This window comes from Streptomyces sp. NPDC048291 (genome assembly GCF_043201715.1).
In the GTDB taxonomy this organism is placed as follows: Bacteria; Actinomycetota; Actinomycetes; order Streptomycetales; family Streptomycetaceae; genus Streptomyces.
In genome coordinates, this window is sequence record NZ_JBICZC010000027.1 from 46,536 (window position 1) to 58,842 (window position 12,307).

The 12,307-nt window shown below is 70.1% G+C and carries 9 protein-coding genes; 8 read left to right on the forward strand and 1 reads right to left on the reverse strand.

The window, feature by feature from the left end:
- The 5 genes from ACGF5O_RS47410 (at position 1) to ACGF5O_RS47430 (ending at position 6,733) form a co-directional block, all read left to right on the forward strand.
- Positions 1-843, forward strand: coding sequence for an ABC transporter ATP-binding protein (locus tag ACGF5O_RS47410; protein ID WP_393816170.1), 843 nt, complete (start codon positions 1-3; stop codon positions 841-843).
- Positions 840-2,933, forward strand: coding sequence for a PKD domain-containing protein (locus ACGF5O_RS47415; protein WP_393816171.1), 2,094 nt, complete (start codon positions 840-842; stop codon positions 2,931-2,933). The genes ACGF5O_RS47410 and ACGF5O_RS47415 overlap by 4 nt, the downstream gene beginning before the upstream one ends.
- Before the next feature lie 58 nt (positions 2,934-2,991).
- Positions 2,992-3,702: a ThuA domain-containing protein gene (locus ACGF5O_RS47420; protein ID WP_393816172.1), complete on the forward strand. Its 711-nt coding sequence runs from the start codon at positions 2,992-2,994 to the stop codon at positions 3,700-3,702.
- A complete protein-coding gene (locus ACGF5O_RS47425; protein ID WP_393816173.1) occupies positions 3,672-4,799 on the forward strand; it encodes a Gfo/Idh/MocA family protein in 1,128 nt (375 codons plus the stop codon). Before ACGF5O_RS47420 ends, ACGF5O_RS47425 begins: the two co-directional genes overlap by 31 nt.
- 179 nt (positions 4,800-4,978) lie before the next feature.
- The gene (locus ACGF5O_RS47430; RefSeq protein WP_393816174.1) at positions 4,979-6,733 is read left to right on the forward strand and encodes a DUF5605 domain-containing protein; all 1,755 of its coding nucleotides are present in this window, start codon (positions 4,979-4,981) and stop codon (positions 6,731-6,733) included.
- Positions 6,734-6,934: 201 nt separating this feature from the next.
- Here the strand turns inward: ACGF5O_RS47430 and ACGF5O_RS47435 are convergent, their stop codons facing one another.
- The gene (locus ACGF5O_RS47435; protein ID WP_393816175.1) at positions 6,935-7,573 is read right to left on the reverse strand and encodes a TetR/AcrR family transcriptional regulator C-terminal domain-containing protein; all 639 of its coding nucleotides are present in this window, start codon (positions 7,571-7,573) and stop codon (positions 6,935-6,937) included.
- A 206-nt stretch (positions 7,574-7,779) separates the two neighbouring features.
- Between ACGF5O_RS47435 and ACGF5O_RS47440 the strand changes: the two genes are divergently transcribed.
- From ACGF5O_RS47440 to ACGF5O_RS47450, 3 genes are all read left to right on the forward strand, one after another.
- Positions 7,780-8,745 (forward strand): alpha/beta hydrolase, encoded by a 966-nt coding sequence (locus ACGF5O_RS47440; RefSeq protein WP_393816176.1) that lies wholly within the window; start codon positions 7,780-7,782, stop codon positions 8,743-8,745.
- Positions 8,742-11,141 (forward strand): glycoside hydrolase family 3 N-terminal domain-containing protein, encoded by a 2,400-nt coding sequence (locus ACGF5O_RS47445; protein WP_393816177.1) that lies wholly within the window; start codon positions 8,742-8,744, stop codon positions 11,139-11,141. Before ACGF5O_RS47440 ends, ACGF5O_RS47445 begins: the two co-directional genes overlap by 4 nt.
- Positions 11,142-11,225: 84 nt before the next feature.
- Positions 11,226-12,305: a Gfo/Idh/MocA family protein gene (locus ACGF5O_RS47450; protein ID WP_393816178.1), complete on the forward strand. Its 1,080-nt coding sequence runs from the start codon at positions 11,226-11,228 to the stop codon at positions 12,303-12,305.
- Positions 12,306-12,307: the final 2 nt, after the last annotated feature.

Sequence of the window (12,307 nt, forward strand, 5' to 3'; positions counted from 1 at the left end):
GTGCCAGAGCCGGTACTCAAGGTCGACGGCCTCGTCGTGCGCTACGGCGGACGACGAAGCACCGGGACCACGGTGATCGACGACGTCTCCTTCGAGCTCAACGCCTCGGAGACCCTGAGCCTCGTCGGCGAGTCCGGGTCGGGCAAGACGACGATCGGCCGCGCGATCCTCGGGCTCGCTCCCGTGACCAGTGGGTCGATCACCTTCCGGGGCGAGACCATCAGCAACATCCAGCGCTCCCGCCGCCGCAAGGTCGCCCGTGACATCCAGGTCGTCTTCCAGGACCCCTACTCCTCGCTGAACCCGTCGATGACGGTCGAGAGCATCCTGGTGGAACCGCTGCTCGCCGCCGGCGTCGACGGGGGACGGACGCGGGTGCGCGAGCTGCTGGACGCCGTCGGACTGCCGGCCGACTCCGGCGGCCGTTACCCGCGTGAGTTCTCCGGCGGGCAACGCCAGCGCATCGCCATCGCACGCGCCCTCGCCCTGGACCCCGCGGTCATCATCTGCGACGAACCCACCAGCGCCCTCGACGTGACGACTCAGGCCCGCGTGCTCACCCTCCTCCAGGACATCCAGCGCGAGACCGGCGTCGCCTACCTCTTCATCAGTCACGACCTGGGCGTCGTCTACGAGGTCAGCGACCGGATCGCCGTCCTCCACCAGGGCCGCATCGCCGAGATCGGCAAAGCGCACGACATCGCGACGAACCCCCAGCACCCCTACACCCGCAAGCTTCAGATGGCGGCCCCCATCGCAGACCCCAAGAAACAACGGCTGCGGCGCGCCCGGAGGCTGGAATCCAACGCTGCGGAGCTCTCCGACCTCACGAGGAACTCATGACCAGAAACGAGCAGGCCCACGAGACGCCGGAGAGCTCGCCTTCCGGGACGCTGTCCAGACGGCGGTTCGTACGCAACGCCGCGGTCGGCACCGCAGTGGTCCTCGGACCGTCGTTGACGACGGTTGCGAACGCCTCCGCCGCGTCCCGGCCGCAGTGCACCGCGCCTGTCGCCGGCGGGCCGGTATGGGTCACCCCCGACTGCGACGACCCGGTGTACAACCAAGCGGTGATCGACAGCGAGACGGACCTGACCTCTCCGGTACCGCACCGCAGGGTCTCGGGGCACTTCGAAGGCACCGGCAAGAAATTCACGCTCTACCTGCCCCCGAAGAAGCAGTGGCAAGGGCGGTTCTTCCAGAAGGTGTACCCGCTGCAGGACGAGAACGCCACCGACGGCGCCATCGCCTTCGGCGCGTCCGCCGGCGCCTACACCGTGCAGACGAACGGGGGTGTCGGCTACCGGGTTGAGGCGGCCGCCGCCAAGTTCTCCCGGACCTACGCGGCGCGGTACTACAGCTCCTCACGACGGATCCACGGCTACATCTACGGCGGCAGCGGCGGTTCCTACCAGACGATCGGCGCGATCGAGAACACCGAGGGCGTGTGGGACGGCGCGGTGCCCTTCGTCCCCGGGGTGCCCTCGTCCATCCCGAACAACTTCACCGTCCGCGCGCTGGCCCGGCTCGTCCTGCGCGACAAGGCACCCCGGATCGCCGACGCGGTCCGGCCCGGCGGCAGCGGTGATCCTTACACCGGCCTCGACCAGGTCGAGCAGGACATGCTCCGCGAGGCGACGCTGCTCGGCGTCCCGCTGCGTGCCTGGGAGGACTACGCGTACGTGCTCGGCCTGAGCGCTCCCGACGGCCTCCTGGGCTTCGTGAGCCTGCTGCGCACCGTCGATCCCACCTACGCGGACGACTTCTGGAGCAAGCCGGGCTACCTCGGCACCGAGCAGTCCGGCCTCGGGGACCTGATCCGCGCCGCCAGGATCGACCACACCGCCACCATCGGGCAGGTCATCCGGGACGCCCAGAACAGGCCGACGGGCCTCGTCCTGGACTCCGTGCCGTCCCAGCCTGACACGACCGGTCTCGACCTCACCGCCTACCAGGCCGACGGCACGAAGATCGGGACCCTGTCGGGGGCCCTGGACGCGGCCACACACACCGTCACCCTCGACAGCGGCAACGCCGCCGACACGCTGGACGCGCTCGCCGCCGGCGGCAAGCTGGCCATGGACAACCGCTGGTCCATCGCCTTCCGCGCCTACCACCGCCACCAGGTTCCCACCCGGCCCGGCTTTTACGCCTGGGACCAGTACCGGGGCCCGGACGGCCGGCCCCTGTACCCGCAGCGCGCCCTCCAGGTCGGTCCGATGCTCTCCGCCTCCACGAGCGGGGGCGGCACCCACACCGGGAAGATCAACGGCAAGGTCATCGTGGTCGCGAACCTTCTCGACACCGATGCCTTCCCCTGGCAGGCCGACTGGTACCGCACGCAGGTGAAGCAGGCACTTGGTGCGGGCTACCAGGACACCTTCCGGCTCTGGCTGAACGACAACGCCGACCACCTCGAAGAACCCCCCACAGGCACCCGCGCACCCCGCCTCGTCGACTACAACGGCATGCTGCAACAGGCGCTGCGCGACGTGAGCGCGTGGGTCGAGAAGGGTGTGGCACCCGCGCAGTCGACTCCGTACACCGTGCACGACAGCCAGATGGCGGTACCGGCGAGCGCCTCCAGACGGCACGGCATCCAGCCGGTCGTCGATCTGACGGCCGAGGGCCGGGACCGGATCGAGGTCCCGGCCGGCACGCCCGTCACCTTCACGGCCCGGATCCAGCTTCCCCCGGGGACGGGCCGAATCGTTTCCACCGAGTGGGACTTCGACGGCACCGGCGACTTCACCGCACGGCCTTTCGGCCCCTGCAGGCAGACCGTGGAGGTGCGCGCGACGTTCACCTACGGCACGCCGGGCACCTATCTGCCGTCCCTGCGGGCCACCGCCCAGCGCGACGGCGACCCGGACACCCCCTTCACCAGGGTGCCCAACCTCGGACGCGTGCGCGTCGTGGTCCGTCAGAAGTGATCGCATGTGTCTGCCTGGTGCCGAAACCACCGGGCAGACGCGGCCGGAGAGGACAGCGGTGGCGTTGCAAAGGGCACTCGTGGTCCGCGGCGGCTGGGAAGGCCACCAGCCGGTCCAGGCCACGGAGTTGTTCATCCCCTTCCTCGAGCACGGCGGATACGACGTACGGGTCGAGGAGACGACCGAGGTCTACGCCGACACCGCGGTGATGTCCGCCACGGACCTGGTCGTGCAGTGCATCACCATGTCGGAGATCTCTCCCGAACAGGTGACGGGTCTCTCCCGGGCCGTCGCCTCCGGCACCGGCTTCACCGGCTGGCACGGCGGCATCGCCGACTCCTTCCGCGCGTCATCCGACTACCTCCACCTGGTGGGAGGGCAGTTCGCCGCCCACCCCGGCGAGGACCCGTGCCCGAGCCGGGGCGAGGGAGGCGGCGGCCACCCGTTTCACACCATCGACATCACGGACCTCGGACGCACCCACCCGGTCACCCGCGGCATCGACGACTTCGCCCTGCGCACGGAGCAGTACTGGGTGCTGCACGACGACCTCATCGACGTCCTGGCCACCACGACCCACCCGCAGCGCCTGTCGCAGCCGTGGCACCGTCCGGTCACCTCGCCCGCGATCTGGACCCGGAGCTGGGGCGAGGGACGCATCGTGGTCACCACACCGGGACACAGCCTGGACGTGCTGGAGCATCCCAGCGTCCGCACTGTCATCGAAAGGGGCATGTCGTGGGCGACCCGCACCGCGTCGGCATCGTAGGGCTCGGCGTGATATCACGCGCCTACCTGGACACGCTCGCAGACCATCCCGCGGTGCGGATCACCGCGGTCGCCGACCTCGACGCCACCCGGGCCGCCAAGGCCGCCGAGACGATCCCCGGCGCCCAGCCCATGACCGTCGAGCAACTGCTGGGCGACTCCGACGTTCAGACCGTGCTCAACCTCACCACCCCGGCGGCCCACGCCGGGATCGCCCTGAGCGCGATCGCCGGCGGCAAGCACGTGTACACCGAAAAGCCCCTGGCCACGACCTTCCACGACGGCAAGGAGGTCATCAAGGCCGCCGCCGCGGCCGACGTCTCGGTCGCCTGCGCGCCGGACACGGTCCTGGGCACCGGCACCCAGACGGCGCGCGCTGCGATCGACGCGGGACTCGTCGGACGCCCCCTCGCCGCGCTGGCCGTCATGGTCACTCCCGGACATGAGCGCTGGCATCCCCACCCCGACTTCTACTACACCGAGGGCGGCGGCCCGCTGCTGGACATGGGCCCGTACTACGTCTCGGCCCTGGTCCACCTGCTCGGCCCGGTACGCGCCGTGACCGGAGCCTCCAGCCGGCTGCGCGACGAGCGCGTCATCGGATCGGGCCCACGCGCGGGGGAGAGGATCCCGGTACAGGTGGACAGCCACACCTCCGCGGTCCTCGAACACACCGGAGGCGCCCTGTCCACACTCGTAACCAGCTTCGACGGGGTGGCCACGACAGCCAGCCCGATCGAGGTGCACGGCGAGAGCGGAACGCTCGCCGTCCCCGACCCGAACCTCTTCGACGGCACCGTGCGCCACTTCGAACTCGGCGGCACCGACTGGCGGGCCCTCCAGCCGTCAGCGGGCTACGTCGACGGCGCCCGGGGAATCGGTCTGCTCGACTGCATCGCCGCGAGCGGCCGGGGCGGGCCCCGTGCAAGCGGCGTCCACGCCCTTCACGTGCTGGAGACGCTGCGAGCCGTCCGACGTTCCTCGGCCGAGGGCAGGCGCATTGAGCTGACGACTCTCGTGGACCGACCCGACCCCGTTCCGCTCGTCCCGGCCAAGGAGTGGAGGCGCGAAGGCGGGCTCCGCGCCGGGCCAGGCTGAGGCCGCCGGGTTCTCAGGGACCGTCGACGGGCACGGGTTCACCCTGCTCGATCGAAAGTGCGGCCGTCCTGCACGCCGTTCGGCGGACCGGCAGGCAGGAGCGGCCGGAGCAGGCTCGCTTCCCCTATCCGTTTCGAGCGTCGTTCTCCCCACTACTCCACGTTTTCAAGGAGCCAGTCATGCCCTACGGACCCGGAACTGTCCTCGGCGAGATCCTGCGCGACGAGGCAGCCGAAGCCGTGGTACGCAAGTACCTGCCCCGTCTCGACGACGAGTTGATGCTCGTGCAGCTCAAGCACGGAAGGCTGGAGCAGGCGATCGGCTTCATGGAGGGGCTGCGGACCGATCCCGAGGCGCAGGCCGCTCTCTACGCAGAACTGGCGACCGTGCCCGAGACGGCATCCGGGCCCGTGCCGCAGGTCCGCGCGGCCGACATCGTCCCGGCCCCCGACTACGAGCCGGCGGACGTACCGATCGGCAGTGCCCGCTGTGTGCAGGACGAGAGCGCCACCCGGTGGCGGACGTTCGAACTGGAGCTGCACGGGCCCGAGCACGGCAACCCGTTCACGGACGTCATGCTCCGGGCCGAGTTCCGCTGCGGCGACCGGGCGCTGACCGCGCACGGATTCTACGACGGCGGGGGGATCCACCGCATCCGCTTCATGCCCGACGAGGAGGGCACCTGGACGTTCCGGACCACGAGCAACGCACGGTCCCTGGACGCGCTCACCGGTACTTTCCAGTGCGGCCCGGCAGGCTCGCACGACCACGGGCCGGTACGCGTCCACGCACAGTTCCACTTCCGGCACGCCGACGGCACCCGCCACCTCCCCGTGGGCACCACCGCCTACGCGTGGACCCACCAGGGCGATGAACGGGAGGAGCAGACCCTGCGGTCCTTGGAACGGAGCCCCTTCAACAAGGTCCGGATGTGCGTCTTCCCGAAGTCGTTCGTCTACAACACCGACGAGCCGCCCCGTTACCCTTTCGAGGGCTCGCCCGAGTCCGGCTGGGACTTCAGCCGGCCCGACCCCGCCTACTTCCGGCACTTCGAGGAACGGATCGTCCAACTGGGAGAACTCGGCATCGAGGCCGATGTCATCCTCTTCCACCCGTACGACCGCTGGGGCTTTTCCGACATGGGCCCGGCCGCCGACGACCGCTACCTGCGCTACGTGGTGTCCAGGTTCGCCGCTCTGCCCAACGTCTGGTGGTCGCTGGCCAACGAGTACGACCTGCTGTGGGCCAAGGACACCGAGCACTGGCACCGCTCGGCCGCCGTGATCCGCGCCCACGATCCCCACGACCATCTGATCAGCGTGCACAACTGGGTGGAGCTCTGGGACAACGATGCCGACTGGGTCACCCACTGCAGTATCCAGCAGACCACCGAGGCGACCGCGACCTGGCGTTCCCGGTGGGGCAAGCCGGTCGTGGTCGACGAACTGGGCTACGAGGGCGACATCGAATGGGCATGGGGGAACCTGGCACCCCAGGAGATGATCCGCCGCTGCTGGGAGGGCGTGGTCCGGGGCGGATACGTCACCCACGGCGAGTGCCGGCTGTCCGGCGACGACGTCCTGTGGTGGTCGCACGGCGGTGTCCTCAAGGGCGAGAGCTCGGCCCGTATGGAGTTCATGCGCAGGATCCTGGAGGAGCTTCCCGGCGACGCACCCGGTATCGCACCACTGTCCTCGTCCTCCGACTTCCCGGTCGGCGGCGTCGAAGGACGGTACGCGCTTGCCTACTTCGGATCGAACCAGCCTCGCCGCCGGCCCTTCTCGCTCCGGCCGGGCGTCCGCTACCGGGCCGACGTCATCGACACCTGGAACATGACGGTCACCGAACTGCCCGGCACGTACGAGGGAGACTTCACGCTCCCGTTGCCCGGCAGCTCGTATATCGCCGTCCGGCTGCGGGCCTGTGAGGACTGACCGGCATGTCCTGGTGTCAACACCGCTCAGGGCTCTGTATTTTCCGTCTCCGGTCCACCGGCGGACGTCCTGCCGGTGCAGGCAGCGGAAACGGGCGCAGGCGGCCCCGCCCCGGAGACTGTCCGGGGCGCACTGCTCGCGGCGCGGCGGGTGCAGTGGTCACCGGTGAGAGAAAATCCCGGCTCGGGTGGCGCGAACCGTTCAGATCAGCGGAACGCCCGGGGATTCCCGTGCGCCGAGGCTGTCGTAGGCGACCGAACTCGTGGTGAGGAGCTTCTCCAGGACGGTCCCCATCTCCTCCGGGGTGCCGGGACAGCCGTGATGCAGCCAGTCCGCGATGACACCGAGGGTGGCCCCGGCCAGGAAGGCGGCTGCCGGGTCGTGGGGAACACGGTCCGCCTCGTCATCGGCGCAAGCCGTCATCCCGGCGGCGACACGGCTGACGCGATTGGCGACGATCATGCGTCGCAGCAGGTGGTTGATGACGCGAGCACTGCCGTCGTCACCCAGCAGCGCCCGGTACAACGCACAGTTCTCCGCCACATGGGTGAACACCTTGCCCAGAGGGCTCTGCTCGGCCGCGCCGTCGGAAAGCGTGGACGGGCCTGCGGACTGGACCGCGGTCACGAGCTGGTCGAAGACGGCGGTGCAGGCGGCGGCCGCCAAGTCGTGCACGTCCGTGTAGTGCTCGTAGAACGTCGACCGGTTGACACCCGCGTGTTTGGTGAGGTCCGAGACCGAGATCTGGCTCAGTTCGTGATCAACGACGAGCTCGCGCAGCGCTGCCTCCAAGGCAGTACGTGATCTGCGGATGCGGGGGTCGGAAGGTTGCACGGGCATAACGTGAGTGTATCTTATCCGTCATCTGTTGGATCTCCGACAGATGACGGATAGTGGGAGTGCTGGCATGTGGAGGCGGTCATGGGCGCCGGGAAACGGGCCGAGGCGTCGCCGGGCGATCCGCTGCTCTCGCCGGCGGGCCAGACCATCCGGCTGTGGTCCGCCCCGCACCGTCGTACAGAAGCGCGAACCGAAGGAATGCAGAGATGACGAATCGTCCCGCTGTCCCGCCTCCGCCGCCCCGGAGCATCAGCGAGGAGGCCCGCACCTCCCTTGCGATGCACTTTCCGCCGCCGGTCTACCCCCCGCTCGGCGACACACAGGGCTGGCTGGACCACGTCCGGGACTCCAACGGCACGCTCATCCAAGCGATGTCGGCCATGGCACTCCCCGTGCACACCCAGCACACCAAGATCGCAGACGTACCCGCCTACGTGCTGCGGGCCGAGGGCGTCGCCGACGACGAGCAGACCCCCGTCTACCTGGACATCCACGGAGGCGCGCTCATCGTCGGCACCGGAGAGGCCTGCCGGCTCATGACCACCCCTGACGCGGTCACCACCGGCATGATCACGTGGGCCGTCGACTACCGGGTGCCGCCCCTGCATCCCTACCCGGCCGCCCTGGACGACTGCCTCGCCGTGTACCGGGCCCTGCTCGAAGTCCGCGCTCCGCAGGACATCTTCGTCGGCGGCGGGTCGGCGGGCGGCAACCTCGCCGCCGCCCTTCTCCTCCGGGCCGGGGACGAGGGGCTCCCGATGCCGGCCGCGCTGGCACTGCTGACCCCCGAAGCCGATCTCACCGAATCCGGGGACTCCTTCGAGACCCTCAAGGGCATCGACCCGAGGCTCAGCAGCCTGCGCGAGGTCAACCTCCTCTACGCGGGCGGCCACGACCTGACGCACCCCTACCTGTCCCCGCTGTTCGGCGACCTCTCCGGCTTCCCTCCCACCTTCCTCCAGACGGGCACCCGCGACCTGTTCCTGTCCAACACCGTCCGCATGCACCGCAAACTGCGGGCCGCCGGTGTCGAGGCCGAACTCCACGTCTTCGAGGCGATGCCCCACGGAGGGTTCGGAGGAGCCCCCGAAGACGCAGAGATCGGCCGCGAACTGCGCCGGTTCCTCGACCGCCACCGGCGCGACCGCCAGGAGAACGGAACCCGTCCGTGACCGGGACCGTGAAGTCTTCGCGCGAGCGCGCCGAAGCCCTGATGGAACGCATGACCACGTTGGAGAAGGCCCAGCAGCTGTCCTCCGCGCTGGCCGGGACCGCCCTCGACGAGGCGGGCCGCACCCGTGAACTCACCGAAGGCATCGGCCACATCTCCCTGTTGCAGGTCGCGGCCGACAGCCCGGCGGGCCTGGCACGGTTCGCCAACACCGTTCAGCGGTTCCTGAGAGAGCGAACCCGCCTGGGCATTCCCGCCATCCTCCACAACGAGGCACTCAACGGGGTCGCGGCCGCGGGCTTCACCTCGTTCCCCACAGCCATCGCTCTCGCCGCCACCTGGGACCCGCCCGGAGTGCAGCAGATGGCCGCCACCATCCGACGGCAGATGCGCGCCGTGGGCCAGACGCAGGCCCTCTCACCCGTCGTCGACATCGCCCGGGACGCCCGCTGGGGACGCACGCACGAGACCTACGGCGAGGACGTCCTGCTCACCTCCGCCATGGGCGTGCACTTCGTCCGGGGCATCCAGGGCACCGATCTGAGCGAAGGGGTGCTGGCAACCGCCAAGCACTTCCTCGGCTACGCGGCCTCAGAGGCCGGGCTGAACATCTCCGCATCGGTGATCAACCCGCGTGAACTCTACGACGTGTACGCCACCCCCTTCGAAGCCATGGTCAAGGAGGCGGGGCTGGCCTGTGTCATGAACTCCTACGCCGAGGTGGACGGCGTTCCCGCCGCCGCGAACCCGGCACTGCTACGCGGCCTGCTGCGCGACCGGATCGGCTTCGAGGGCGTTGTCGTCGCCGACTATGCGAGCCTCGACCAACTCGTCCGCGCGAAGAAGGTCGCCCGGGACCATCGCGAAGCGGGGACACTCGCCCTGCGGGCAGGGCTCGACGTGGAACTGCCCAGCACCCTCGGTTACGGCCGTGTGCTGGCCGACGCCGTCGAGGCCGGCCTCGTGGAGCGCGCGCTGCTGGACGAGGCCGTCCTGCGTGTGCTGATCCAGAAGTACGACCTCGGGCTGTTCGACGATCCGTACGTCGGTGAGGATCCCGTCGTCCTGCAGGGCGTCGCCCGTGAGGGTGGCGACCTCTCGCTGCGGCTCGCCCGGGAATCGGTGACCCTGCTCAAGAACGACGGTGTCCTCCCCCTTGCCGACGGCCTTCGCCGGATCGCGGTCATAGGCCCGCACGCGAGGTCCGCTCTGGGGAGTTTCGCGAACTACACGTATCCGGCGACCGTCGCCACCCTGCAGGGCATGGCCACCGGTGAGAACCGCATGGTCGGCGTCGAGGGCGGCGACGTGGTCGTCGACCTCGACTCACCCATGATCCGCATCATGCAGCGGCTCGCCACGACCGACCTGGAGGACATGGTGCGGCGCGAGTACGGGGCCGTGTCCCTCAGTGAGGCACTCGGCCAGGCACTGCCCGGCAGCGCCATCACCTCGGCGGACGGCTGCGGGATCCTCGCCGGAACGCCCGAGGGGCTCGCCGAGGCCGTACGCCTGGCACAGGACGCCGATCTCGTCGTCCTGGCCATCGGCGGACGCTGCGGCGGCGCCGGATGGGATCTCACCGAGGGCGAGGGAACGGACTCCTCCCGCGTCGAACTCCCCGCGTGCCAGGCCGACCTCGTCCGCGCGGTCGCCGCCACCGGAAAGCCGTTGGCCGCGGTTGTCTGGATGGGACGGCCCTATGCTCTCGCCGACCTCGATCCCCTCTTCGGCGCAGTCCTGACGGCCTACTACCCCGGCCCGCACGGTGCGCGTGCCCTCGCGGACGTACTCGCCGGACACGAATCCCCCCAGGGCCGTCTTCCGTTCACGATCCCGCGCTCGACGGGGCAGGTCCCCATCCACTACAGCCAGAAGAACGGTTCGGGCTACGCCCGCGCCGACGCGGAGGGCTACGCGGGCTACATCGACCTGCCCGCGACCCCCCTGTACCCCTTCGGCCACGGGCTGACCTACACCGCGTTCGACTACGAGGCGCTGCGCACGGAGCCCGAGCGCGTGGACATCGCGGAAGCGTTCACCGTGCGAGTGAAGGTCACCAACAACGGCTCCCGGGCGGGCACCGAGGTGGTGCAGGTCTACCTCGGCGATGTGGCCACCGGTGTCACCCGCCCCGGCCGCCAGCTGGCCGGGTTCGCTCGCGCCGACCTGGATCCGGGAAAGAGCGCGGACGTCTCCGTCACCATCAGCACGCGACAGCTCGGTTACACCGGGCTCTCGGGGCAGTTCCTCCTGGAACCCGGTCCTGTCTCGGTGATGGTGGGGGCCAGTTCGGCCGACATTCGGGCCGAGGGCCGCGTTGATGTCACAGGCGTGCCCGAGAACCTGTCGGGCCGTCGCGCCTACCTGCCGGAGGTGGAGGTCACCCCCGCCTGACCGGGCGGACCGAACGCGGCTCCCCACGACGGCATGCCTGCCCGGCTGCCGTCGTCCAGCCCACCTTGTGAAAGGCATGTCACCATGGCACCCGTACTTCCCTCCGCACGCATCATCGACCCGACCTCCGTACCGGCCCTGAACTGGGGCGCGATCGGCAACGGGTGGATCGTCCGGCTGTTCACCGAGGCCCTGCACGCCCACACTCGTCAGCGCATCCGGGCCGTCGCCGGCCGCAACGCCGGGCGGGCGGCGACGTTCGCCGCGGAACTCGGCATCGACCGGGTCCACGAATCCCCGCAGGCGCTGGTGGCCGACCCCGCGATCGACGTGGTCTATGTCGGCACGCCGCATTCCTCGCACCGCGAGATGGCGCTCCTCGCGGTCGCCGCGGGCAAGCACGTCCTGGTCGAGAAACCCCTCGCGCTCTCCGCCGAGGAGGGCCGGGAGATCGCGTCGGCAGCCCGTGCGGCCGGTGTGTTCGTCATGGAGGCGATGTGGACGCGCTACCTGCCGCAGTCCGACATCATCCGTCAACTGCTCGCGGCCGGCGCGCTCGGCGAAGTCGACCTGGTCATGGCGGACTTCGGCTTCGTGGCCGCCTTCGACCCGGCAGGCCGCATGTGGGACCCGGCGGTCGGCGGCGGCGCGCTCCTGGACGCCGGGGTCTACCCCCTGTCGTTCGCCTCTTCGGTCCTTGGCGCCCCGTCCCGGATCACCGCCTCCGGCGCGATGACCACCACGGGGGTGGACGCACGTGCCGTCGTCCAGCTGACCGCGGCGGGCGGCGCGAACGCGGTCGTTGCGACGTCGATGGTCTCCGCGCTGCCGGTCCGCGCGAGCATCGTCGGCTCGGCCGGACGCATCGACATACCGACCCCCTTCTTCGGCCCGTCGGGCGTCGTCCTCACCCTCGGATCCATCGGGAGTGAGGACACCGCGTCCTGGACGGACGACCGGTTCAAGACGATGCACGAGGGACTGAGCGACCAGGCGAACGCGCTGGCGTCCTACGTGGCGGAAGGCCGCACCGAGTCCCCCCTCCACCCGCTCGACGAGGCCGTCACCGTCCTCGGCACGATCGACGAGGTCCGCCGGCAGGTGGCCGCGCAGGACGACGCCGCGCGGGGTGCCGGCACTCCGGGCTCCGAGAGCGAGGTGTGAGC

Bases quoted from the DNA above. Each gene is read 5' to 3' on its own strand.
- ACGF5O_RS47440 (WP_393816176.1), top strand. From the start codon at position 7,780: ATGACGAATCGTCCCGCTGTCCCGCCTCCGCCGCCCCGGAGCATCAGC.
- ACGF5O_RS47450 (WP_393816178.1), top strand. From the start codon at position 11,226: ATGGCACCCGTACTTCCCTCCGCACGCATCATCGACCCGACCTCCGTA.
- ACGF5O_RS47430 (WP_393816174.1), top strand. From the start codon at position 4,979: ATGCCCTACGGACCCGGAACTGTCCTCGGCGAGATCCTGCGCGACGAG.
- ACGF5O_RS47415 (WP_393816171.1), top strand. From the start codon at position 840: ATGACCAGAAACGAGCAGGCCCACGAGACGCCGGAGAGCTCGCCTTCC.
- ACGF5O_RS47435 (WP_393816175.1), bottom strand. From the start codon at position 7,573: ATGCCCGTGCAACCTTCCGACCCCCGCATCCGCAGATCACGTACTGCC.